Here is a 23,840-nt window from a genome sequence, read left to right on the forward strand (position 1 = left end):
GCATCGGGGTGGGGCCGGGACGGCCGTACTCGCCGTGCTGCTGCACGTCGGAACGGCCGTAGTCACCGTACTGCGCCTGGTCATGGCGGCCGTAGTCGCTGTATTGCGCCTGGTCATGGCGGCCGTAGTCGGCGTGCTGCGCCTGGTCGTTGCGGCCGTAGTCGAGTGGCGCGTCGGGGCGGACGCGCCTGGTGGGCACGTCGGCGTCGGCCGCGTGCGTCCGGCCGCCGGTCTGCGGCAGGCGCGGGTGCGACGGCGGCTGCTGCTGCGGCCACGGCTGGCTCGGCTGCGCCGCCCCGCCGAGCTGACGCAGTTCCTCCGGGGTCACGCGCACGGTGGGCCACGGGTCGGGCTGGCTGTTCGGCGGGTTGCCCGGCGGGTTGCCCGATTGCGTGCCCGGCTGGTTGTTCGGCTGGTTGTTGAGCAGCGAGACGTACGGTGCGTCCTGCTGCTGCTGTTGCTGCTGGAGCTGTTGCTGAAGCTGGGGCGGCGTGCGCTGGTCCTGGCCTTCGAGCAGGCTGCGCGGCGTGACCGGCGGCGTGGACACCTCGTACGCCGGCCTCTCACCGGTCGGCTGCCTCTCGCCCGCGTACGGCACGCGCGTCGGCACGTCCTGCTGGTCGCGCGGGACGGTCGAGACCTCGTCGGGAGTGCCCGCGGGCGGCCTGGGCAGCATGCGGGCGGTCTGCTCGGCCAGTTCGGCCGCCTTGGGCCGCTTGGCCGGGTTGCGCTGGAACGCCGCCTTGAGCAGCGGCCGCATCTCGGCGGGGGCGGCGGAGACGTCCGCCTTGCCCGCGGTGATGTTGTAGAAGATCATCTCCAGCGTGCCCTTGCCGAAGGGCGGCTGGCCGGTGCCCGCGTACAGCAGCGTGCCCGCCCAGGCGTGGATGTCGACCTCGGGCCCCGCCTCCTGGCCCTCGATGATCTCGGGCGCGAGGTAGCCGGGCGTGCCGATGAACATGCCGGTCTGGGTGAGCCTGGTGGCGTCGACCGCCTGGGCGATGCCGAAGTCGATCAGGACCGGCTCGCCGTCGAGAATGAGCACGTTGCCCGGCTTGAGGTCACGGTGGATCACGCCCACCGAGTGCACGACGGCCAGCGCCGACGCCACCCCGTGCGCGACCTTGGTCAGCGCGGGCAGGTCGAGCGGCCCGTCGTCCTTGACGATCTCGTCGAGCGGCCGCCCCGGGACGTAACGCGTGACGATGTACGGACGATGACCAGTAACGTCGGCGTCGATCACCTCGGCGATGTACTTGCTGCGTACCCGCCGCATGGTCTCGACCTCGCGCGAAAGCCGCCGCCTGGCGACCTCGTCGCCGGCGACCTCGGCTCGCAGGACCTTGACCGCCACCTGCCTCCCCTGAGGGTCGACAGCGAGGTGGACAACGCCCATTCCGCCTTCACCGAGCCGCCTGAGCAGCCGGTAAGGGCCTAGTCGGTCATCGTTCATGGCATGAAGCACCATACCGGCTTAATCCCCGCCCACGAGATGAACCATGAGGCCACATTCCCACTCGTACAACGTCCGATAAGGCCCCATGGGTTTCCCCAACCATGGTCTCGAATTGGCCACTGTTTCCGATGATCTCGTCAGGTGGTCTCGTCCTGATGGTCGCGTCCGCTCGGCCATCGTTCCTCGCTCTCTGTGCCATGAGCCCGGTCCCGCCGCGGCGGGCCGCCCGCGCTCAGTTCGCCAGGGAGAGCACCTCGGCGCCCTTCAGCCCGGCCAGCGTGGCGCCGGAGACGGCCAGCTTGGAACGCCGGAGTCCGCTTCCGATCACCACTTTGGAATGTTCCGCCACGTTCGCGTCGACCAGGATCGGCCAGTCGGCCGGCAGCCCGAGCGGCGTGATGCCGCCGTACTCCATTCCGGTGAGCTCCACCGCCTCCGCCATCGGGGCGAAGCTGGCCTTGCGCAGGTCGAGATGCTTGCGTACGACGCCGTTCACGTCGACCCGCATCGTGGCGAGCACCATGCACGCGGCGTACCGCGTCTCGCCGCCGCGCCGGCCCGCCACGATCACGCAGTTCGCCGACTCGTCGAGAGCCACGCCGTAGCGCGCGCAGAACTCGGCGGTGTCGGCCAGCTCCGGATCGATCTCGGCCACCTCGACCCCGTCAAGGCCGCCGACGGCCTGAGCCACCGGCTCCGCCAGCAGATCGGCGCGTTCACGCGCGGACACCCAGTGCAACGTCATCCCATCTCCTCGATCGCTCCTCCCAGGACCCTATTCCCGTCTCGGGAGCAGCGCGCGGCGTCACGGGGACCGCACCACCCGTTGATGCAGCTGGGTGACGGCGCCCCGGGCGGATTCCATGGCGCCCGCCTGCCAGGCGATCAGATGGGTGAGCCAGTCGCCCGCGAAGTAGACCCTTCCGCTGGGGCGTTGCAGAAGAGTGAAGGACGAATCAAAGGCAGGCCAGCGCACCCAGCCGCCCTGGATGTGCTCCTGACGTTCCCACGCGATCGAGACGCTGGACAACACGTCGTTCCTGTACCTGTCGCCGTGGATCTTCTTGCCCTGGGTGAGCGCGCGCCGCCGCCTGTCCTCGGGGGTGAGGGCGCCGTAGAGCTCGGCGTTCTCGTCTGTGTTGTAGTAGCCGACGACGAGGCCGCGCTGGGCGTGATAGTCGTGCGACGGGTACCAGATGTGGGTGATGTCCAGGTCCGTCTCCGTGACGCCGCCGTAGATCTTGTCCTCCAGCTCCCACCAGCGGGTGCCGTACTCCAGGCCGATCTTGCCGGCGGCGACGGGGACAGGGGTCCTGAGCGCGGCGGTCACCTCGGCGCCGAGGTTGTGCGGGATCTTGGCGAGCAGGTGGGGCGGCAGCGTGGCGATGCAGTAGTCGGCCTTGATCCGCCCGCCGGAGCCGGGCGCGGGCTGCCCACCGGGCGCGGACCGGCCTTCGGAGCCGGACTGGGACTGCCCGCCGGAGCCGGACGCCGGTTGTCCGCCGGAGCCGGACCCGAGGTGGCCGCCGGTCCAGGTGATCTCGACGCCGTCGGCCAGGTTCGTGATCTGGGTGACCTTGGCGCCGGTCTTGATCCGGTCCTTGCCGACCGCCTCGACGAGCCTGGTCACGATCGCGTCCATGCCGCCGACCGGCTGGAACATGGGGGTGGCCTGGTCGTAGCCGAAGTCGTTGGTGATGGCGCGGCCGGTGCCCGCGGCGAGCACCTGGTGCAGGCTGCCGGGGGCGGGGATGGGCAGGCCACCGTCGAGCGCCGGGAATTTCGTGAAACCGCGGCGTTCCGAACCCTCGTAGTCGAGCCTGGGGCCGAGGTCGCCGAACCTGCGCAGGAACTCCAGCAGCCGGTCTCGGTCGTCCCTGGTCAGGCGTCTGTCGAGGGCGCCGAGGTTGGTCGCCTTGGCGAGGAGTTCGGCGACGTAGCCGTACATGTCGGCGCGGGCCGTGCGGGCGCGCATGGTCCGGCCGTTCGTGTGGACGTACGCCTGCGCGTTGTTGTTCACGAACGTCTCGATCGGGATGCCCAGCTCGCGGCAGTAGTCGAGGGCGACCATCCACGGGGCGATCCGGCCGGGTCCCGCGTTGAAGTAGACGCCCTCGCCGAACTTGACGTCCTGCGCCGGGCCGTTGAGCTCGGTGAGCCTGTCGCCGCCGCGCAGCGTCAGGTTGCGTCCGCCGACCCTGGGGCCCGCCTCCAGCAGCGTGCAGTCGTAGCCGGCCTTGCCCAGCTCGTACGCGGCGGTCAGACCGGCCACCCCGGCGCCCAGGATGACCACCTTGGCCGCACCCTTGCCACGTAGCGTGAAATCACCGCTCCTGGGCGGCGTGAACTTCTTGTCCTGCGCGTCGGGCGCCAGGCCGAGCGCGCCCATGGCGGCGTACATCGCCCCGGCGCCTCCGGCCGCCCCGATCCCGACGAGAAGCCCGCGCCGGGTCAGCGCCCCTGCCTCCATGTGCCCGCTCCCCTGGCTCAGCCGTAGGGACCGCTGCCGCAGGAGATCTGGCCGCCGATGGTGGCGAAGATCCCGAACAGCGCCATGATCTGGCCGAAGTCGTCGGTGGTGAACTCGGTGTGCCGGGTGCCGACCGTCTTGACCCCGGGCACGAGTGCCACGGCGGCGGCGATGGCGGTGGAGTTCCACTCGACCCCCAGGGTGAACGGCGCTTCCACCCGGTAAGGCGTGAAGTCGCTCAACCTGTTGAGCCCGCGCCTCATCGCCTCACATATACGTGCCTGGGCGACACTCGGCGGCAGCAGTTCGGCCGAGAACTTGTCGATCCCCCTCTTCACCGCGACCGTCTCGACATCGCCGAGCAGCTCGCGCGCCTCGTCGCCGACGGCCTCGTCCCCGGTCACCAGCACGACCGGCACGCCATGGAACCCGGCACACGCCGCCACCAGCCGCGTCTCGCCGCAGATGGCACCGTTGAGGTAGACGTTCTGGATCTCCTTGCCCATCCAGGTGTGATTCAGCACGCCGTGCGGCACCCCGGCGCGGGCGTGATAACCGACAAAACCGGCGGCCTGGAACGAACCGTCCAGCCCCTGGGCCATCCGCTGCGCCTTGCCGGGGCCGCGGATCAGGCTGGCGCGCGGGTCGAGCAGGTCGATGCGCAGGTTCTTGGTCGAGCCGTGCGCGTCGTTGACCAACACGGTCTCCGCGCCCGCGTCGAACGCCCCGGCGACGGCGGCGTTGGCGTCGCCGGTCATCAACTCGCACCCGCGCTCGTAGCCGCGCTTGCCTGCGTGCATCTCCTCGGGGTCGGTCAGCCCCGTCACGCCCTCCATGTCCACGGACAGATAAACCTTCACGCGCGCCGCGCCTCCATTCACCGAACCCTTACCTCTCCACCGACCGCCCTGAGGACGGCCGACGGTGTCACCTGCGGGGCGGGGTTGCGCAGGGCGGGGTCGCGCGGGGCGACGACGAACGTGACCGCCGTCACGGGGCCCACCACCGCTGGGACCACCACCGTCGGAACCACGGCCGTCGGGACCACCGTTGGTGCCACCACCGCTGAGACCGCCGCCGATGGGACCACCGCCGTTGAGGCCACCGCCGCCGGGACCACCGCCGTCGGGACCACCATCGCGGGGCCCGCCACCGCTGGGACCGCCGCCGTCGGGACCACCACCGTTGGGACTGCCGCTGAGACCGCCATTAGTGCCACCACCGTTGGGACCGCCGTCGATGTGACCTCCGCCGTTGGTTCCGCCGCCGTTGAGACCGCCGCCGATGGGACCACCTCCGACGCCACACACCTCGCCGCCGCGTCTGGGATCCCCGCCACGTTCCCCGCGACCGCCACTGGTGCCGTCGCCGACGTCATGCGCCCTGCAACCGGCCCTCGTGCTGTCACTGGCCTCACATGCCCGGCGCTCGTCCCTCGTGCCGTCACTCGCGTCGCATGCCCGACCGTCCTCGCGGCCGCCACTCGCGTCACATGCCCCACGTCTCCACCCGTTGCGTCTCGTCCGCGCTCATCAGTCCCACCTGCTCCGACATGAACGCCGCCGCCGTGTCCCGCCACGGTTGCGGGATCTCGTCGATCGCGGGCGGGTAGCAGTGGTCGAGCCAGCTCGTGGACTCCTCAGTGGCGTCGAAGTGGTCGAGTGCCTTGGCGAAGATCGTGCGTTCGATTCCCGGGACGCGGGCCAGACCGTACTCGATCATCTCCTGCCCGCCGTACGGCGGCGGCCGGAGCCATTTGCGCACGACGGGACGGTCCGCGCTGAGCGGCGTGTCGAGTGGGCGACGTTCGACGGCGGCCTGGATAAGCTCCTTGTACAGGCACTTCCCGCAGGTGCGGCAGGGGCCGTCGGTCCCGCGCAGGCACCAGCGCACCTGGTCCTTGAGCTCGGAGTTCAACGCCAGACGCATGGTGACGGCCTCGCTCACCCCGCCCACCGGCAGCACGATGTGCACACCGGTGGCGGCGAACAACCGTCCCCACGCCCCGTGCGGCGCCCACATCGGGTTGTCGGGGGTGAAGCGCAACAGATAGCGATCCCCGCCTAGCCAGCGTGAACCGAGTTCATAGCCGAACGCCAGCCCGCCCAGGTCCATCCGGTCGGCCAGCAGCAGCGCTCCGGCGGCCACCGCGTGGTGCTCCGGGTACCCGGGCCTTGGCTCGGCCAGCGTGAACTCCAGGTCCGACGTGACCGTGGTCAGCTCGCGTCCGGTCTGCTCGGCCAGCTTGGCCAGGACGTCCGAGCGGTAGTGCGGCCAGCGGTTGGGCACGCGGCGGTGCGGCACACGCTGGAAGTGCACGAACGGCGCCTCGGGGTAGACGGCGGCCGCGGCGACGGAGTCCGCGCCGCCGCTGTAGGAGATCGCGAGCGTGCGCCCGGCCGTACGCGGCTCGGCGCCGACGGGCCCGGCCTCGATCCCCCAGCCCTGCCGCAGCGCCTCGGCCACCCGTTCGGAGATGGCCCGGTCGAACGTGATCCGTTTTCTGGTCCAGGGCGCGACGATCGTCCAGGCGGCCACGGCGAACAGGTCGGGGTGCGCGTCGTCCGGCACGCCGCCGATGGCGCAGGAGTTGGTCGCCAGCTTGACCGGGTGTTCGTCCGCGGCCTTACCGGTGATCTCGTCCTCGAGGTCGAGCCGGAACGTCAGTTCGCCCCCGGTCCAGGTCACTCTCATGGCCGGCCACCGGCGCCCACGCGTTGACGCAGGTCGTCTATGGCCTGCCAGACGAGAATCTCGTTCTGGAGTACGCCGTCCATGGCCTGGGCCGTCTCCTGGGCCAGGCGGTGCGTGTCGTCGACCTTCGTCTTGTCGATCGCGGGCGGCCGGGCGTTCTTCAGCCGCTCCACCTCCGCCTGGAGGGTGGCCATCTCCCTGCGCAGCGTCTGGACTTCCCACAGCGCGTCCCTGATGTCCTGCCGGTGGTCAGCGATGGAGATGTAGCGGGAGTCGAACCACGTGCGCACGGCCTTACGCAGCCGGACGGGGACCAGGACGCGCATCATGAAACGCCACGATACTGGCAATCCTCACATTCGACGGGTCGGCTTTCCCGAACGCGTCTGACACTCCGGTGTGGCGGCCATGCGTGCCTGGCTGGTGCTCCACCCGAGTTGGCAGCACCCAGCCGCGCCCCCGCTTCGGGCTGGACGTACCCGGCCGACCGGAGCCATTCCGAGGCATACCTATCCGACCGCACCCATTCGGCGCCGTACTCATCCGACTGCACCCATTCGGCGCCATGCTCTATCCGACTGCACCCATTCGGAGTCGGAGGTACTCAAGCGAGCCCAGCCAAACCCCGAGCGTCCAACCGGAGCCCGGGCCTCGAGCGCCCGGCCGGGAACCCACCCGGACCGCGAGCGCCCGAACGGGGTCCTCGGCTGGAGACCCGTATGGGCCGGGAGTGCTCGGCCGGCAACCACCCCGAACCGCGTGCCCTCGACCTGGCTCACCCGGCCGGGAGCGGTTGATCCGCAGGCCCCCGGCGTTCCCGCAACGCCCTCAGCGTTTGACGCGGCCGCGTATCGCCAGGACGGCCAGGCCGAACAGGAGCGGGCCGAGCAATCTCAGGCAGATCTCGCACACCCGGCCGAACGGCGTGAGCGGCTGCGTCTGCGGGGCGCGCAGCAGCGAGGTCGCGCTGTTGACGCTGTGTTCCAGCGCATCACCCCAGCCCGGCCGCGCCCCCGTGGGCACGGTGACCGGACGGTAGCCGGGCGGCTGTTGTCCCGGCGCGGTGACGACCGGCCGGTACTCCACCCGCGTGGACGGGGCGAATCCGGCCGTGGCGAAGCCGACCGTCCCCAGCAGCAGTAGCAGCGCCAGCGCCGTCAGCGCCCGGCTCGCCCGCTGCCCGTACCCCGAGATCAGCCAGTACGCCGTGAGCAGCGCCCGCTCGGCCCCGCGCGGCGCGGCGGCCAGCCGGCGCATCTCCATCTCGCCGTAGTAGAAGTCGGCCGCGCCCGGTTCGTCCTTGCCGTCCTCCCGGCCCTTGCGCAGGTCACGGTAGACGGCCTGGATCCTGGCCGCCTCGCGCCGCGCCATCGCGCCGTGCCGCCGTCCCAGCCGTGCGGGTTCGGACTCGCCGGGGTGGCGGCAGCTCTCGGGGAACCAGCCTTCGGGACGCCGGTCGTGACGCACCCGCCACAGATGTTCCTCGGCGAGCGTCAGACGCCTGGTCCAGCGACGCTCACGCGGCGGCCCGGTGAATCGGGGCGGGCCGTCGATCCGTAACTGGTCGCGGTTGAAACAGTCCAGGAAGCGGCAGGCGGCCAGGTCGAGTCCGGCCAGGGTGAGGTTGGTCGCGTCCACCTTGCGCAGGGTCAGCAGGCGCGGCAGCGGGCGCCGCGATACGCCGGGGAGCGGCAGGTCCGGGGTGGCGCCGATGATCGTGGGACGGTCGAAGACGGCGTGAGCCACCGTGACGTCCCCGTCCGAGCAACGGAGTGTGAACGTGGTCGGCGAGTGCGCCTTCGGTGCATCGATGTAAACAGCCCCGTCGAGCCGCAGATTGAGCCCTTCCGGGCAGCGCAGCCCGATCGCGACGATCTTCGCCAGCCGTGCGGAGACCAGGACGTCGCGGCCGAACTTGGCCCGGGTGAGGTCGAGCGCGTCCACGACGCAGGGCCCGACGATGGAGTGGTCGCCCAGGGCGGTGTCGCTGAGGTCCAGCAGTTTCGCGAACGTCGCCCCGCCGAACGAGGCCCCCGCGGGAAACGCCGCCCCGGCGAATCGCGCGTCGTCGCCGACGATGATGTCGTCGAAAAGCGCGCAGGACACGAATTCGGCTCCGCCGAAAGCGGCCCGGCCGTCGAATCGCGCCGCGCGGAAGCTCGCCTTCTCGAATCTGACGCCGGCGAAATCCGCGGCCGCGTGGAAGACGGCCTCGCGGAACATCGCCGCCGTCTCGAATCTCGCCGCCTCCAGTGCCCGATCGCCCCCGAACAGGGCTCTGCCGTGGAAGTCCGCGCAGAAGGACGCCTCGTCGCGGAAGGTCGAACCGGGGAACCTGGCAGCCTGCTCGAACACCACGTCGTCGAAATCGGCGGCGTCGGAGAACACGGCTCGATCGAATGCGGCGACCCCGCCGAACCCGGCGAACGAGAAATCGGCCTGCCCCACGAACCGGGCCCGGACGAAAGCGGCGCCTGCCCTGAACCGCGCCCCGCCGAAATCCACCCGACCCCCGAACCGGACGTCCTGGAAAGAAGCGTCGCCGGTGAATTCCACGCCGCTGAAATCGGCCCGCTCGAATCGGGTGTGGTCGAAGCGCGTCCGTCCGAGTCGGGCGCTTGTGCCGCCCTTCGGTGTCATGGCCCGCAGCAGCGCCGCCAGGAGTTCCGCCGAGACCTGCACCCCGCGCAGGTCCAATTCGCCGTCCGGGGAGAGCGCGCGCAGCGCCTCGTCCCGGGTGCCGCCGTCGACGTGCGCCAGGCATTGGTTCCGCCCGCTCACTCGGACGCCGACGCAGGCGTCCTGATTGCAGCGTGGCCAGCCGTGCTCGAGGTCGGGCGACATGTGACCGAGTGTCGCCCACTTCTCCCAGATCCCGCTGAAGGTCTTTCAATCCGGAAGTCCTGCGACGCTCCGCACATGACTGCTAACGTTCCGCGACATGCCCTCCGTCGTCCACGACACCCTGAACACACTGTTCCGCAACAGGCCAGAACTGGCCGTCGAACTGCTCCAGCACGTCTATGCCATGGACTTCCCGCCGCACACCCTGGTCGAGGTCGCGGGATCGGACTTCAACGACCGGCCGTCACAGGACTTCCAGGCCGACACGGTGGTCCTGGTCGGGCCGCGTCAGGAGCCCGTCCACGGCGTGATCGTCGAGGTGCAGCGCGATCGGACGGACGAAAAACGCAAAGCTTGGACCCGATACGCGGCGGCACTCTGGCTGCGCCTGGACAAACCGGTCACGCTCCTGGCGATCTGCCCGGACGCCGGCACCGCCGCCTGGGCGAGCGAGCCGATCGAGACCGAACTGGCGCGGTTCACGCTCCAGCCGCGGGTCATCGGGCCCGACCAGATCCCGGCCATCGACGATGCGGCGTACATGAGCACACATCCCGAGCTGGCGGCGCTGTCCGTCATGGCGCACGGCGACCGGCCGGCCGTCACCAACGCCTTCGTAAAAGCTCTCGTAGAGCTACAGGACGAACACGCTGCGAAGTATTATGAATACGCCTACAACCTGTCCGCCCCGATCGTCCGGCAGCTCCTGGAGGAGATCATGACGAAGACCACCGACTGGCCCGTCTACAGCCCCTTCGCCCGCGAGCACTACGGGAAAGGCCTAACAGAGGGTCAGGTCAAGGGCAGGGCGGAAGGTGAGGCCGAGGCGCTCTTGGCGGTTCTCGAAGCGCGGAATCTGGCGGTGAACCCAGAGGTGAAAGCCCGCATCGCCGGATGTAAGGACGCGCAGCAGCTCGACAAGTGGGTACGGCGCGCCGCAACGGCCCACTCCATCGACGAGATCTTCGACTGACCGCCGAGGCCTGGCAGCTCCTGGAGGAGATCATGACGAAGACCACCGACTGGCCCGTCTACAGCCCCTTCGCCCGCAAGCACTACGGGAAAGGCGTGGTCAAGGGTGAGGCGGGAGCGCTGATGGCGGTTCTCGAAGCGCGGAACCTGGCTGTAGGCCCGGAAGTGCAAGCTCGCATCTCCTCATGCAAGGACGCGCAGCAGCTCGACAAATGGGTGCGGCGCGCCGCGACCGCCCACTCCATCGACGAGATCTTCGACTGACCGCCCAATCCCGGCGGTATCTGGCGGAGATCTTGGCAATGCCCCACCGGTCGGCCCGTCCACAGCCCAGCCGCCCGCGAGCAACGCGGGAAAGGCGAGGTTGAGAGGGCTGGTCGGGGGCCAGGACGAGGCGTTCTCGGCGGTGTTCGAGGTGTGGGAACCGGCTGTGGGCTCCGAGATGAGAGCTCGCATCCTGGCGTGTAAAGACGCACCGCAGCTCGGCACCTGGATACGGCGGGCGGCCGCGACCGCCTACTCCATCGACGAGACATTCGGCTGAGGACGTCTCACCTGCGACCAGCGCCCCACCCTCGACCGTCGCGGAAGGGGGCGGGGCGCACTGCGGCGGACGTCGGTCAGCGGCCGGTGAACTTGGGTTTGGTCTTCTCGGCGAAGGCGCGCATGCCGGTCTTGGCGTCGTCCGTGGCGAAGAGGCCGGAGAACTGCAGGCGCTCGATCTCCAGGCCGGTGTCGAGGTCGACCTCCAGCCCCTGGTCCACCGCCTGCTTGGCGGCGCGTAGCGCGACCGTGGGGCCGCCGACGAAGGTGGCCGCCCACTCCAGGGCGGCGGTGTACACCTGCTCGTCCGGAACCACCCGGTCCACCAGGCCCAGCGCGAGCGCTTCCGCGGCCGGGACGTGGCGGCCGGTGAAGATGAGGTCCTTGGCCCGGGACGGGCCGATCAGGCGGGGCAGGCGCTGGGTGCCGCCGGCGCCGGGGATGATGCCGAGCAGGATCTCCGGCTGGCCGAGCTTGGCCGACTCGCCGGCCACCCGGAAGTCGGCGCACAACGCCAGTTCGCAGCCGCCGCCCAGGGCGTAACCCGTGATGGCAGCGATGACCGGCTTGCCGATCTGGGCGACCGCGGTGAAACAGGCCTGGAGCGTGCGGGAGTGGGTGGACATGTCGGCGTAGGACATGTCGGCCATCTCCTTGATGTCCGCACCGGCGGCGAAGACCTTCTCGCCGCCGTAGATGATCACCGCCTGCACCTGCGGGTCGGTGTCGACCGCGCGGGCGGCCTCGGCGATCTCTCGCTGCACCTGCCCGTTGAGCGCGTTCATCTTCGGACGGTCAAGACGGATCGTGGCGATCTGGTCGGCCACCTCGATGCTCACAAACTCACCCATGCGACGAACCTAACACCCGCCGCCGGCCCACCCCATCGAACCCGTTCACAGCCCATCGCACGGACCCTCGCCATACGGGTCACCGACCGTGGGGGGGTTACCGGCCGTACGGGGTCACCGGCAGTTCGGGATCACCGCCGTTCGGAGTCACCGGCCGTACGGAGTCACCGGCCGTACGGAGTCACCGGCCGTACGGAGTCACCGGCCGTACGAGGTCACCGCCGTACAACCAATTCACCGCCCGTATGTGCCGACCAAGGTTCCCGAGGCCAGGACGTCGGCGTTCTGCAGGCAGCGGTGAAAGTCCTCCGCCGTGAAGCCTTCGGGCAGGCGGGAGTGGTCGGCCAGGGCGTACACGTGGAAGAAGTACCGGTGCGGCGAGTCCCCGGCCGGCGGGTGCGGGCCGCCGTAGCCGCGCTCTCCGTAGTCGTTGCGGCCGAGCGTGGCGCCCTGCGGGTCGGTGCCCGCGGCGACCTGCTCGACGTCGGGCGCGATGCCGGCGGCCAGCCAGTGGGTGAACGTGCCCCGAGGAGCGTCCGGATCTTCGCAGATCAGGGCGAGTTCGGCGGTGCCCTCGGGGGTGCCGGTCCATTCGAGTTCCGGCGAGCGGTCGCCGGCCTCGTGGGAGTAGTCGTGCGGGATCATCGCGTGGTCGTTGAACGCGGTGCTGCGCAGCATGATGCCAGTCATGCCATACCAGTTTCCCCAGGTGAGAGCCCTGACACCGGCCGATCCGAGCACGCGGCGACCCGGGTAAAGAACCGGTGCCGATCAGTTAACTGGTGAAAAATTCCTTCGTAAAGCTCTCGTCTACGAAGGAAAATGTTGAGACGCTGACTCCAGCACGACCCCCCAGTCAAGGAGCGGTACATGCGCAGAGTGTTGGCGATCGCGACGGTCGCCTTGCTGCCGTTAACGACGAGCGTCACGGCGTCCCAGGCCGAGTCGGCCGACCCCGCGGAACGGCAGCTCGCCTTCGCGGCGGCGGCCAAGGAGTTCCAGGTCCCGGAGAGCGTCCTGCTCGGCGTCTCCTACCTGCAGTCCCGCTGGGACGCCCACGCCGGCCAGCCCAGCAGCGACGCCGGTTTCGGCCCCATGCACCTGACCGACGCGGCCGCGTACGCCGGGTCGAACCACCACGACGAGGGCGAGGAGGACCCCCGCGGCGACGACTCGCGGCCGCAGGAGCCGGTCCAGGCCCCGGCCCCGGCGGAGATCCCGGCCTCGCTGCGCACCATGGAGAAGGCGGCCGCGCTGACCGGCGAGAGCCACGAGCGGCTGCGTACCGACCCCGCCGCCAACATCAGGGGCGGCGCGGCGCTGCTCGCCGACTTCCAGAAGTCGCTGGGCGCGCCGCTGAGCGCCGACCCAGGCGAGTGGTACGGCGCCGTCGCCAAGTACTCGGGCGCTCAGGAGGCCGGCGCGGCCAAGTTCTTCGCCGACGAGGTGTACGCCACCATCAAGGGCGGCGTCGAGCGCACCACCGACGACGGCCACCGCGTCAACCTGCCCGCCGTGCCCGATCTGGAGAAGATCGAGAAGTGGCTGGAGAAGCTCGGCCTGCGCCCCTCGCGCCCTGACGGCGTGGAGTGCCCGGCGTCGATCTCCTGCGAGTGGATCCCGTCGGGGTACGCCGAGCGGCCCAACGGCAGCTACGGCCACCACGACCTCGCCAACCGGCCGTTCAGCCAGAAGGTCGACTACATCATCATCCACGACATGGAGGGGTACTTCCTGCCCTCCATCGGCCTGGTCAAGGACCCGAACTACGGCGCGAGCTGGCACTACTCGGTACGCGCCAGCGATGGTCACATCGCCCAGCACATCAAGACCAAGGACGTCGGCTGGCAGGCCGGCAACTGGTACATCAACGCCAAGTCGGTCGGCATCGAGCACGAGGGCTTCCTGCGTGCGGGCAGCACCTGGTACACCGAGGCGATGTACCGCTCGTCGGCCAGGCTGGTGCGGTACCTGGCGATGAAGCACGGCGTGCCGCTCGACCGCGCGCACATCCTGGGCCACGACAACGTGCCGGGCACGCTGCCGACCACGGTCCGCGGCATGCACGAGGACCCGGGCCCGTTCTGGGACTGGGCGCACTACTTCGAGCTGATGGGCGCGCCGCTGCACCAGTTCGGCGGACCGAAGTCCGGCTCGGTCATGATCAAGCCGGACTTCGCCACCAACCGGCCGTACTTCTACGGCTGCAGCAAGGAGCGTCCGAACGACGCCTGCCCGCCGCTGCCGGCCAGCACGGTCTGGCTGCGTACCGAGCCGCGCGCGGACGCGCCGCTGGTGAAGGACATCGGCAAGCACCCCACGGGTGAATCGCTTTACAGCGTGTACGACCACAGCGCCCGCGCCACCACCGGCCAGCGGTTCGCCGTGGCCGACCGGCAGGGCGACTGGACCGCGATCTGGTACCTGGGGCAGAAGGCCTGGTTCCACAACCCGGCCGCGGCGCCCACGGCGGTGCCGTCGATGGGCCTGGTCGTGACGCCCAAGCCGGGCCTGGCCACGGTCCCGGTGTACGGCCGGGCCTACCCGGAGCAGGAGGCCTACCCCGAGGGCATCCCGTACCAGCCGGTCACCCCGCTGCAGTACACGTTCTCGGCGGGCGAGAAGTACACGCTGGCCGGGCCGGCCGCGACCGAGTATTACCGGGCCGTCACCTTCGACCCGGCCCCGCACACGGTCGTGCGCGGCAAGACGAAGTACCTGGAGATCCAGTTCGGGCACCGGGTGATGTTCGTCAAGGCTGACGACGTGCGGGTGTCGTTCTCCGGGTGAACTCCTTGACGGCGCGCCTGGTGCTGGCGAGCGCCTCCTGAGAGGAGTCGTACGTGCGCTGGGCGACGCCGACGAACACGCAGTCGACGACGAGGAGCTGGCTGATGCGGCTGGCCAGGGCGCCGGGGCGGAACTCCGTCTCGCGCCCGGCCGAGATCAGCACGTGTTCGGCCAGCTCCGCGATCGAGGAGCGGGGGTTGTTCGTGATGGCCACCGTGGTCGCCCCGGCCTCCCCCGCCCGCGACAGCGGTTCGAGCACGTCGGGCGTCTCGCCCGAGGTGCTGATGCCGATCGCCACGTCGCCGGGTTTGAGCAGGACGGCGCTGGTCAGCGCCAGGTGCGCGTCCTGGAAGGCGTGGCTGGACAGCCCGATGCGCAGCAGCTTCTGCGCCATGTCCTCGGCCACCAGGCCGGAGGCGCCCACGCCGTAGGCGTCGATCCTGCGGGCGCCGGCGATGGACTCGACGACCAGCCCGAGCCGCTCGGAGGTGAGCTGGGCGACGGTGTCGTTGATCGCCTCGGACTCGGCCCTGGCCACCTTCTGGATGACCTCGGACAGCGGGTCGTCCGGCGCGAGATCGCCGGGCACCAGCCGGTCCGGTTGCGCCGCCGCGGCGGCCAGGGCCAGTCTGAGCTGCGGATATCCGGCGAAGCCGAGCAGCCGTGCGGTGCGCACGATCGTGGCTTCGCTGGTGCCGGAGGCGGCGGAGAGCTCCGTGATGGTGCTCCTGGCCACCGTCGCGGGGTCTTCGAGTATGAGGCGGGCGACGGTCTGGGCGGCAGGCGTCAGGGAGGGCAGCACACCGCGGACCGTGGCCACCAGAGTGTCGGCCCGCAGGCCGTTCCCGCTGTCGTCCACGGTCCGATTATGCCGCCTGTATCCCGATGTCGAACTGCGGTGCCGCCTTGTGGATCTCGCGCATGGATCCGGCGGGCGGATCCATGCGCGTGGATCTAGCGCAGGGTGCCGTTGGTCATCCCCGCCGGCTCCTCCGGCACGGTGATCAGGCCGAGTTCGGCCTTGGCCGCGGCGAGCGGGTGGTGCGGGACGACCCGGACGGTGTACCCGAACGCCCCGGTGCGGTCGAGCGGCACCACGCCGGAGTAGTGCGCCCGGCCGTCGTCGTCCAGGCCGGAGCAGGTCAGCTCCGCGTACGCCGGATGGATCAGCTCGTCGTGCGGCCCGACCTTGCCGAAGGCGGCCTCGACCAGCACGTCGCCGGGTTCGAGGTCGCCGAGCGCGATCGTGGCGCGCAGCTCGATCGAGGCGCCGACCTCCGGCGTGTCACCCACGCCCGACGCCTCCACGTGCTCCACCCGCACCCCGGGCCAGGCCCGGGTGACGCGCAGCCGCCAGGCCGCGAACGCCTTGGCCGGCGCGTACGAGTCGGCCGCCAGCGCGCGGGCCGACATCGCCGCCGGGGTGTACAGGCCGACCACGTAGTCGCGCAGCATGCGCCCGGCGAGCACCTTCGGGCCGAGCGAGGCCAGCGTGTGCTTGACCATCTCCATCCAGCGCCGGGGCAGCCCGTCGAGCGCGCGGTCGTAGAACCGGTCGGACACCTCGTGCTCGATCAGGTCGTACAGCGCGGCGGCCTCCAGCTCGTCGCGCCGGTCGGGGTCGGTGACGCCGTCGGCGGTGGGGATGGCCCAGCCGTTCGTGCCGTCGTACCACTCGTCCCACCAGCCGTCGCGGATCGACAGGTTGAGCCCGCCGTTCAGCGCCGACTTCATGCCCGAGGTGCCGGACGCCTCCAGCGGGCGCAGCGGGTTGTTCAGCCAGACGTCGCAGCCCTGCGTCATGAGCTGGCCGAGCGCCATGTCGTAGTCGGGCAGGAAGACGATCCGGTGCCGGACGTCGAGCCGGTCGGCGAACTTGACGATCTGCTGGATCAGCTTCTTGCCGCCCTCGTCGGCCGGGTGCGCCTTGCCAGCGATCACGATCTGGACGGGTTTGTCCGGATCGAGCAGCAGCCCGGTCAGCCGTTCCGGATCGCGCAGCATGAGCGTGAGCCGCTTGTACGACGGCACGCGCCGGGCGAAGCCGATGGTCAGCACTTCGGGGTCGAGCGCGTCGTCGATCCAGCCGAGCTCGGCGTCGGACGCCCCGCGCTCACGCCACGAACGGCGCAACCGGACCCGGGCGCCTTCGACCAGGCGGCGGCGGAACGTGCCGCGGATGTCCCAGAGCTCGCCGTCGGCGATCTTCTGGATGCCGTCCCAGCCGCGGGCCCGCTCGATGAGCGTGGGCAGCTCGCGCCCGGCCAGCTCCATGAGCTCGCGGCCGACCCAGGTCGGGGCGTGCACGCCGTTGGTGATGGAGCCGATCGGCACCTCGTCCAGGTCGAATCCGGGCCAAAGATCCTTGAACATGTCACGGCTGACCTCGCCGTGCAGCTCGGACACGCCGTTGACGCGCTGGGCCAGGCGCATGCCCATGACCGCCATGTTGAACCGGTGCGGGTCGGACTCGGCGCCCAGGTCGAGAATGCGTTCGACGGGCACGGTCGGCCAGGAGACGGCGCCGCCGAAGTGCCGTTCGATCATGTCCTTGGGGAACCTGTCGATGCCGGCCGGCACCGGCGTGTGCGTGGTGAACACGGTTCCCGCGCGTACGGCCTCCAGCGCCTCGTCGAACGACAGCCGCGACTCGGTCAGCTCGCGGATGCGTTCCAGGCCGAGAAAGCCGGCGTGGCCCTCGTTGGTGTGGAACACCTCGGGCTCGGCGTGCCCGGTGATGCGGCAGTACGCGCGAATCGCCCGTACGCCGCCCACGCCGAGCAGGAGCTCCTGCATGAGCCGGTGGTCAGTGCCGCCGCCGTAGAGCCGGTCGGTGATGTCGCGGGCGGCCGTGTCGTTGTCGGCCACGTCGGAGTCGAGCAGCAGCAGCGGCACGCGGCCGACCTGGGCGACCCAGACCTGGGCGTGCAGCTCGCGGTCGTCGGGCAGCGCGATGCGGACCTTGACGGGCGTGGATTCGTCCGACTTGAGCAGGGTCAGCGGCAGGCCGCCCGCGTCGAGCGACGGGTAGTGCTCCAGCTGCCAGCCCTCGGGCGAGAGCGACTGCGTGAAGTAGCCGTGGCGATAGAGCAGGCCCACCGCGAGGATGGGCACGCCCAGGTCGCTGGCCGCCTTCAGGTGGTCGCCGGCCAGGATGCCGAGGCCGCCCGAGTACTGCGGGAGTGCCGCGGCGATGCCGTATTCCGGCGAGAAGTAGGCGATCGCGCGCGCGGCGTCGGGCAGCGTCTGATACCAGCGCGGCGAGGTCATGTACTCGCGCAGGTCGTCGGCGGCGTCGGCGAGGCGGCGCAGGAATCGGCGGTCGCCGGCCAGCTCACTGAGCCTGGCCGGGCTGACGGCGCCGAGCAGGGCCACGGGATCGTGGCCGACCCGCTCCCAGAGGTCTGAGTCGACCTCGGCGAAGAGATCCATCGTCTCTGGATGCCATGACCATCGCAGGTTCTGGACGAGCTCACCGAGCGCGGCCAGCTCCGCGGGCAGGACGGTCCGGACGGTAAACCGGCGGATAGCTCTCACGTTTTCGCACCCTACGGGCTAGGAGGGACCTATGACTCCTTCACCCCCACTGAACCCCTTCAAACCCCTTCCGGGAACAAGCATGAAGAGGGACTATTGGGGCAACTTCCTCCAATGTTGGGTTTTCCCGGGGACACCCGGGGCTCTATCCGCCGCTGTCCACAATTTACATGCAAGGATCGATCCTGCCAGGGGTGGGCTGCTTCCATCTGGTCCACGCCGGGTAGCTCTGTCTGCACGTACGGATACGCTCCGGCGACACCGAGAGTGTCGTCGCAAACCTTGAAATGCGATGATCGGACGAATTCCCATCACGGACATCTCCCCCGTCGTCGACTGCGGGCAGTGGCCCGCGAAGGCGGTCGCGGGCGAGACCTTCGAGGTCTCCGCGACCGTGTTCAGAGAGGGCCATGACGCCGTGGCCGCGGGCGTGGTGCTCACCTCGCCCGACGGTCAGCGTGGCCGGCTGAGACGAATGCGCGAGCTCGCCCCCGGCACCGACCGGTGGGGCGTGGACGTCACCCTGCCCGCCGAGGGCGACTGGCTGTTCCGCGTGGAGGCGTGGAGCGACCCGATCAGCACCTGGCTGCACGACGCCGAGATCAAGATCCCGCGTGGCATGGATTCCGATCTGATGTGCGAGGAAGGCGCCCGGCTGTTCGAGCGGGCGGCCAGGTCCGTACGCCAGAGCGACTGCCCCGCGCCGAACGGCCAGACGCGCGCGGGCAACGGCCACGAGAACGGGAACGGCAACGGAAACGGCAACGGAAACGGCAACGGGAACGGCGCCGCGAAGAACGCCCACGCCAAGAACGGCACGGCCAACAGCAAGGGCAACGGCAACGGCGACACCGCCTGCGGGCACCGCGCGGCGCTGCTGTCGATCGCGGCCACGCTGCGTGACGAGGAGCTCGACCCGCGGGCGCGGCTGTCGATCGCCCAGTTGCCCGACACGGCGGCCCTGCTTGAGGCGCATCCGTTCCGGGAGCTGGTGACCAGGTCGAAGCAGCATCGCATCCGGGTGGACCGGCGGCGGGCGCTGTACGGCTCCTGGTACGAGTTCTTCCCGCGTTCCGAGGGCGCGATCGTCAACGACGTCGGCATCTCCAAGTCCGGAAATTTCCAGACAGCGGCCAAGCGGCTGCCGGCGATCGCCGCCATGGGCTTCGACGTGGTCTACCTGCCGCCCATCCATCCGATCGGGCACACGTACCGGAAGGGCCGCAACAACACGCTCAGCCCGGAGCCGGACGAGCCGGGCTCGCCGTGGGCGATCGGCTCCGAGGACGGCGGCCACGACGCCGTCCACCCCGACCTGGGGACGATCGAGGACTTCGACGAGTTCGTCTCGCGCACCCGCGAGCTGGGCATGGAGGTCGCGCTCGACTTCGCACTGCAGTGCGCGCCCGACCACCCGTGGGTGAAGGAGCACCCCGAGTGGTTCACGATCCGGGCGGACGGGACGATCGCCTACGCGGAGAACCCGCCCAAGAAATATCAGGACATCTACCCGATCAACTTCGACCGGGACCCCGAAGGCATCTACGCCGAGGTCAAGCGGGTGCTGCGGCACTGGGTCGACCACGGCGTGCGGATCTTCCGGGTGGACAACCCGCACACCAAGCCGGTCGGGTTCTGGGAGCGGCTGATGGCCGACATCCACGCCACCGACCCGGACGTGCTGTTCCTGTCGGAGGCGTTCACCCGGCCGGCGATGATGCGGGCGCTGGCCAAGGTGGGGTTCCACCAGTCGTACACGTACTACACGTGGAAGAACTCCAAATGGGACGTGGAGACATACCTCTCGGAGTTGTCCCACGAAACCTCTTATTTCCTACGGCCGAACCTGTTCGTCAACACTCCGGACATTTTGCACGAGTACCTGCAGCACGGTGGAGTTCCAGCTTTCAAGATCCGGGCCGTGCTGGCCGCGCTCGCCTCGCCTACCTGGGGGGTTTACTCCGGATACGAGCTCGCGGAAAATGTTCCGGTTCGCCCCGGTAGCGAGGAATACCTAGATAGCGAGAAATATCAGTACAGACCTCGCGATTGGGTAGCGGCGGAGCGGGAAGGCCGGACCCTGGCTCCCTTCATCACTCACCTGAATTTGTTCCGAAGAGCGCATCCAGCGCTGCAGGAATTGCGTAATCTACGGTTCCACAGGGTCGACCAACCGGACATGATCTGCTTCTCGAAGCGGCTCCCGGGCGCCTATGACACGGCCACACGAAGGCACGGGCTGGGCGATGTCGTTCTGGCGGTCATCAATCTCGATCCACACCACACCCACGAGGCGACGGTAGATCTTGACCTGCCGGCCCTCGGTCTCGATTGGAACGCCGAGTTCGTCGTCGACGACGAGCTGTCGGGGGAGTCGTACCGCTGGAGGCAGAGCAACTATGTACGCCTCGACCCTCACATCCAGCCTGCCCACATTCTCACCGTACGAGCCGCGCCACGGTAGAACAGAATTCAGCGGGGAGTCTTCAACGTGTGTGAAAGCGCCCTCCTCATGAGCCGGGTGAGCTCATGAGCTCCACACCCATTCCCAACACCTTCGACGAGGAGAAGCCGCGCGATCCTTACTGGTACAAGCGCGCGGTCTTCTACGAGGTCCTGATCAGGGGTTTCGCCGACTCCAACAGCGACGGCACCGGCGACATCAAGGGCCTGATCAGCAAACTCGACTACCTGCAGTGGCTCGGCGTCGACTGTCTGTGGCTGCTGCCGCTGTACGACTCGCCGCTGCGTGACGGTGGGTATGACATCGCCGACTTCATGAAGATCCTGCCCGAGTTCGGGGATCTGGGGGACTTCGTGAAGCTCGTGGACGAGGCACACAAACGCGGCATGCGCGTGATCGCCGACCTGGTCATGAACCACACCAGCGACGCGCACCCGTGGTTCCAGGCCTCGCGCCACGACCCGGAGGGGCCGTTCGGCGACTTCTATGTCTGGTCGTCCACTGATGAGAAGTACCAGGACGCCCGGATCATCTTCATCGACACCGAGACGTCCAACTGGACCTACGACCCGGTGCGCCAGCAGTACTACTGGCACCGGTTCTTCCACCACCAGCCCGACCTGAACTACGAGAACCCGGACGTCCAGGACGCGATGCTGGAAGTGCTGCGCTTCTGGCTGGACCTGGGCATCGACGGGTTCAGGCTGGACGCGGTGCCGTACCTCTTCGAGGAGGAGGGCACCAACTGCGAGAACCTGCCGCGCACGCACGAATACCTCAAGCGGGTGCGTACCGAGGTGGACCGGCTCTACCCGGACCGGGTGCTGCTGGCCGAGGCCAACCAGTGGCCGTCGGACGTGGTCGAGTACTTCGGCGACCCGGTGGGCGGCGGCGACGAGTGCCACATGGCCTTCCACTTCCCGCTGATGCCGCGCATCTTCATGGCGGTGCGCAGGGAGTCGCGTTACCCGATCTCGGAGATCCTGGCCCAGACGCCGAAGATCCCGGAGAACTGCCAGTGGGGGATCTTCCTCCGCAACCACGACGAGCTGACGCTCGAAATGGTCACGGACGAAGAACGCGACTACATGTACACCGAGTACGCCAAGGACCCCCGGATGCGGGCGAACGTCGGCATCCGCCGCCGCCTGGCGCCCCTGCTGGAGAACGACCGCAACCAGATCGAGCTGTTCACCGCGCTGCTGCTGTCGCTGCCCGGTTCGCCGGTGTTGTACTACGGCGACGAGATCGGGATGGGCGACAACATCTGGCTCGGCGACCGCGACGGCGTGCGCACGCCCATGCAGTGGGATCCCGACCGCAACGCCGGCTTCTCCGACTGCGATCCGGGACGCCTGTATCTGCCGGTCATCATGGACCCGATCTACGGCTACCACGGCATCAACGTCGAGGCCCAGCAGAAGAACGCGGGCTCGCTGCTGCACTGGACCCGGCGCATGATCGAGATCCGTAAGCGGCATCCGGTCTTCGGGCTCGGCGAGTTCACCGAGCTGAACTCGTCCAACCCGAGTGTGCTGGCGTTCGTCCGTGAACTGGGCGACGATCGCATGCTCTGCGTCAACAACCTGTCCCGCTTCCCCCAACCGGTCGAGCTGGATCTGCGGAGATTCGTCGGTGTGTCCCCCGTGGAGACCATGGGAGGCGTACCATTTCCGGCAATTGGCGAGCTTCCGTATCTTTTGACGCTTCCCGGGCATGGGTTCTATTGGTTCACACTCCCACCGGCCATAACCCAGGAGGAGTAAGACGTGCTGCACGAGCTCCTTGCCGCATGGATCGGCCGCCAGCGTTGGTTCGGCGGCAAGGGGCGCCCGATCGACGAACTGTCGATCGAGTCGGACGTGGAAGTGGCACCCGGCCTGCGGCATCTCGTGGTGGCCGTGTGGCAGGAGGGGTCACGTGACCGGTACCAGATCCTGCTCGGCGAACGTGACGAACTCCCTGATCGGCTCAAGCACGTCCTGATCGGGATTTTTGATAATAAATACCTATACGACGCGGTTCATGACGCGGAGCGCACGGGATGGCTCCTCGACGGGATGGCCCGCGACGAGACCCGCAGCGGCCTGCGCCTGCGGCACGTGGCCGGGGCCGACATCGACACCGCGCACCGCAGCCTGGTGCTCGGCGCCGAGCAGTCCAACACGTCCCTGGTGTTCGGGGACGCCTACATCTGCAAGCTCTTCCGCCGTCTCATCCCCGGGATCAACCCGGAGCTGGAGATCGTCACCGCGCTGGCCGCGCGCGAGGCGCCGCACATCGCGCAGCCGTACGGGTGGATCGCCACCGACCTGGACGGCACCGACACCACGCTCGCGTTCATGCAGGAGTTCCTGTCCACCGCCAACGACGGCTGGGACCTCGCGCTGGCCAGCGTCCGCGACCTGTACGGCTCACTGCCCGGCGTCACCGCCGCCGAGGCGGGCGGCGACTTCGCGGCCGAGTCGCACCGGCTCGGCGTCGCCACCGCCCGCGTGCACCACGAGCTCGCGCAGGCCTTCCCCACCGAGGTCGTGGAGATCCACGAGGTCAAACGCATGGCCGAAGGCTTCAGACGCCGCCTCGACGGCGCGGTCGCCGAGGTGCCCGAACTCCGCGAGCACGTGAACGCCCTGGAGAACGCCTACCACCAGGTGGAACAACTCACCGCCCGAGTGCCGGTGCAACGAGTTCACGGCGACTACCACCTGGGCCAGGTGATGCGTACCAACCAGGACTGGGTGGTGCTCGACTTCGAAGGCGAGCCCGGCCAGCCACTGGCCGAACGCCGCGCCCTGTCGTCGCCGCTGCGGGACGTGGCCGGCATGCTGCGCTCCTTCGACTACGCCGCCAGACACCTGCTCGCCGACCACCCGGAGGCCGCCGTCCTGGAGCCCCGGGCCGAGGAGTGGGCCGACCGCAACCGCGCCGCCTTCCTCAACGGGTACGTCGAGGGCGGCGGCAGCCTCTCACCGGGGGACGCGGCGTTGCTGCGGGCGTTCGAGATGGCGAAGGCGGTGTACGAGGTCGTCTACGAGGCCCGCAACCGGCCGTCCTGGCTCGCCATCCCCTTGGCCGCCTTCCGCCCCCGCGCCGCCTGAACCGTCCACACCCAAGGGCAAGGGCTTCGCCCAGAGGGTGCTCCGCACCGGGCGGCTCAGGCTGCGCTTTGTGGGGGCACGCCCCCACACCCCCGGCGAGGGGCTCCGCCCCTCCCGC

The 23,840-nt window shown here is 69.4% G+C and carries 18 protein-coding genes; 7 read left to right on the forward strand and 11 right to left on the reverse strand.

Translation table 11 applies throughout. The annotated features are described in order from the left end of the window. The 7 genes from HII36_RS39585 to HII36_RS39615 all read right to left on the reverse strand — a co-directional run. Positions 1-1,468: serine/threonine-protein kinase (locus HII36_RS39585; RefSeq protein ID WP_328808095.1), on the reverse strand; the 1,468-nt coding region annotated here is incomplete at its 3' end. A 220-nt stretch (positions 1,469-1,688) separates the two neighbouring features. After that, on the reverse strand, positions 1,689-2,201 hold the full coding sequence (locus HII36_RS39590) for a YbaK/EbsC family protein (protein ID WP_173528470.1): 513 nt from the start codon (positions 2,199-2,201) through the stop codon (positions 1,689-1,691). Positions 2,202-2,261: 60 nt separating this feature from the next. After that, positions 2,262-3,926 carry a flavin monoamine oxidase family protein gene (locus tag HII36_RS39595; RefSeq protein ID WP_173528471.1) on the reverse strand — a complete coding sequence of 555 codons (1,665 nt, stop codon included), beginning with the start codon at positions 3,924-3,926 and terminating at the stop codon, positions 2,262-2,264. A 17-nt stretch (positions 3,927-3,943) separates the two neighbouring features. Next, positions 3,944-4,786 (reverse strand): M55 family metallopeptidase, encoded by an 843-nt coding sequence (locus HII36_RS39600; protein WP_173528472.1) that lies wholly within the window; start codon positions 4,784-4,786, stop codon positions 3,944-3,946. A 628-nt stretch (positions 4,787-5,414) separates the two neighbouring features. Beyond that, positions 5,415-6,620: a DUF6395 domain-containing protein gene (locus HII36_RS39605; RefSeq protein ID WP_173528473.1), complete on the reverse strand. Its 1,206-nt coding sequence runs from the start codon at positions 6,618-6,620 to the stop codon at positions 5,415-5,417. Next, positions 6,617-6,949, reverse strand: a complete 333-nt coding sequence (locus HII36_RS39610) for a hypothetical protein (protein WP_173528474.1) — start codon at positions 6,947-6,949, stop codon at positions 6,617-6,619. Before HII36_RS39610 ends, HII36_RS39605 begins: the two co-directional genes overlap by 4 nt. 499 nt (positions 6,950-7,448) lie before the next feature. Next, complete coding sequence (locus tag HII36_RS39615; protein WP_173528475.1) at positions 7,449-9,464, reverse strand: pentapeptide repeat-containing protein; 2,016 nt, start codon at positions 9,462-9,464, stop codon at positions 7,449-7,451. A 97-nt stretch (positions 9,465-9,561) separates the two neighbouring features. Between HII36_RS39615 and HII36_RS39620 the strand changes: the two genes are divergently transcribed. From HII36_RS39620 to HII36_RS39630, 3 genes are all read left to right on the forward strand, one after another. Then, positions 9,562-10,437 carry a hypothetical protein gene (locus HII36_RS39620; RefSeq protein WP_173528476.1) on the forward strand — a complete coding sequence of 292 codons (876 nt, stop codon included), beginning with the start codon at positions 9,562-9,564 and terminating at the stop codon, positions 10,435-10,437. A gap of 32 nt (positions 10,438-10,469) precedes the next feature. Further along, positions 10,470-10,700, forward strand: coding sequence for a hypothetical protein (locus HII36_RS39625; protein WP_173528477.1), 231 nt, complete (start codon positions 10,470-10,472; stop codon positions 10,698-10,700). Between the two features lie 100 nt (positions 10,701-10,800). Further along, positions 10,801-10,980, forward strand: coding sequence for a hypothetical protein (locus HII36_RS39630; RefSeq protein WP_173528478.1), 180 nt, complete (start codon positions 10,801-10,803; stop codon positions 10,978-10,980). 76 nt (positions 10,981-11,056) lie between these two features. Here HII36_RS39630 and HII36_RS39635 read toward each other — a convergent pair whose 3' ends face one another. After that, on the reverse strand, positions 11,057-11,830 hold the full coding sequence (locus HII36_RS39635) for an enoyl-CoA hydratase/isomerase family protein (protein ID WP_173528479.1): 774 nt from the start codon (positions 11,828-11,830) through the stop codon (positions 11,057-11,059). Between the two features lie 234 nt (positions 11,831-12,064). After that, positions 12,065-12,520, reverse strand: a complete 456-nt coding sequence (locus HII36_RS39640) for a YbhB/YbcL family Raf kinase inhibitor-like protein (RefSeq protein ID WP_173528480.1) — start codon at positions 12,518-12,520, stop codon at positions 12,065-12,067. A gap of 180 nt (positions 12,521-12,700) precedes the next feature. Here HII36_RS39640 and HII36_RS39645 point away from each other — a divergent pair, with 180 nt between their 5' ends. Beyond that, positions 12,701-14,620, forward strand: a complete 1,920-nt coding sequence (locus tag HII36_RS39645; protein ID WP_173528481.1) for a peptidoglycan recognition protein family protein — start codon at positions 12,701-12,703, stop codon at positions 14,618-14,620. Here the strand turns inward: HII36_RS39645 and HII36_RS39650 are convergent. Then, on the reverse strand, positions 14,583-15,479 hold the full coding sequence (locus tag HII36_RS39650) for a MurR/RpiR family transcriptional regulator (protein ID WP_173528482.1): 897 nt from the start codon (positions 15,477-15,479) through the stop codon (positions 14,583-14,585). The genes HII36_RS39645 and HII36_RS39650 overlap by 38 nt on opposite strands. Before the next feature lie 95 nt (positions 15,480-15,574). Further along, a complete protein-coding gene (gene glgP, locus HII36_RS39655; protein WP_173528483.1) occupies positions 15,575-18,157 on the reverse strand; it encodes an alpha-glucan family phosphorylase in 2,583 nt (860 codons plus the stop codon). A 292-nt stretch (positions 18,158-18,449) separates the two neighbouring features. Between glgP and HII36_RS39660 the strand changes: the two genes are divergently transcribed. The 3 genes from HII36_RS39660 to HII36_RS39670 all read left to right on the forward strand — a co-directional run bounded on the left by HII36_RS39660 (position 18,450) and on the right by HII36_RS39670 (position 23,722). Then, a complete protein-coding gene (locus HII36_RS39660) occupies positions 18,450-20,621 on the forward strand; it encodes an alpha-1,4-glucan--maltose-1-phosphate maltosyltransferase (protein WP_173528484.1) in 2,172 nt (723 codons plus the stop codon). 65 nt (positions 20,622-20,686) lie between these two features. Continuing rightward, positions 20,687-22,387, forward strand: coding sequence for a maltose alpha-D-glucosyltransferase (treS, locus tag HII36_RS39665; protein ID WP_173528485.1), 1,701 nt, complete (start codon positions 20,687-20,689; stop codon positions 22,385-22,387). A 3-nt stretch (positions 22,388-22,390) separates the two neighbouring features. Continuing rightward, positions 22,391-23,722, forward strand: a complete 1,332-nt coding sequence (locus HII36_RS39670; protein WP_173528486.1) for a maltokinase N-terminal cap-like domain-containing protein — start codon at positions 22,391-22,393, stop codon at positions 23,720-23,722. The last annotated feature ends 118 nt before the right edge of the window (positions 23,723-23,840 follow it).

This window comes from Nonomuraea antri (assembly GCF_013283785.1).
Lineage (GTDB): Bacteria > Actinomycetota > Actinomycetes > Streptosporangiales > Streptosporangiaceae > Nonomuraea > Nonomuraea antri.

What these genes read in the sequence shown, in the direction of transcription:
- HII36_RS39590 (WP_173528470.1), bottom strand. Translation starts at nt 2,201, where the DNA reads ATGACGTTGCACTGGGTGTCCGCGCGTGAACGCGCCGATCTGCTGGCG.
- HII36_RS39595 (WP_173528471.1), bottom strand. Translation starts at nt 3,926, where the DNA reads ATGGAGGCAGGGGCGCTGACCCGGCGCGGGCTTCTCGTCGGGATCGGG.
- HII36_RS39605 (WP_173528473.1), bottom strand. Translation starts at nt 6,620, where the DNA reads ATGAGAGTGACCTGGACCGGGGGCGAACTGACGTTCCGGCTCGACCTC.
- HII36_RS39610 (WP_173528474.1), bottom strand. Translation starts at nt 6,949, where the DNA reads ATGATGCGCGTCCTGGTCCCCGTCCGGCTGCGTAAGGCCGTGCGCACG.
- HII36_RS39615 (WP_173528475.1), bottom strand. Translation starts at nt 9,464, where the DNA reads ATGTCGCCCGACCTCGAGCACGGCTGGCCACGCTGCAATCAGGACGCC.
- HII36_RS39620 (WP_173528476.1), top strand. Translation starts at nt 9,562, where the DNA reads ATGCCCTCCGTCGTCCACGACACCCTGAACACACTGTTCCGCAACAGG.
- HII36_RS39625 (WP_173528477.1), top strand. Translation starts at nt 10,470, where the DNA reads ATGACGAAGACCACCGACTGGCCCGTCTACAGCCCCTTCGCCCGCAAG.
- HII36_RS39635 (WP_173528479.1), bottom strand. Translation starts at nt 11,830, where the DNA reads ATGGGTGAGTTTGTGAGCATCGAGGTGGCCGACCAGATCGCCACGATC.
- HII36_RS39640 (WP_173528480.1), bottom strand. Translation starts at nt 12,520, where the DNA reads ATGACTGGCATCATGCTGCGCAGCACCGCGTTCAACGACCACGCGATG.
- HII36_RS39645 (WP_173528481.1), top strand. Translation starts at nt 12,701, where the DNA reads ATGCGCAGAGTGTTGGCGATCGCGACGGTCGCCTTGCTGCCGTTAACG.
- HII36_RS39660 (WP_173528484.1), top strand. Translation starts at nt 18,450, where the DNA reads ATGATCGGACGAATTCCCATCACGGACATCTCCCCCGTCGTCGACTGC.
- treS (WP_173528485.1), top strand. Translation starts at nt 20,687, where the DNA reads ATGAGCTCCACACCCATTCCCAACACCTTCGACGAGGAGAAGCCGCGC.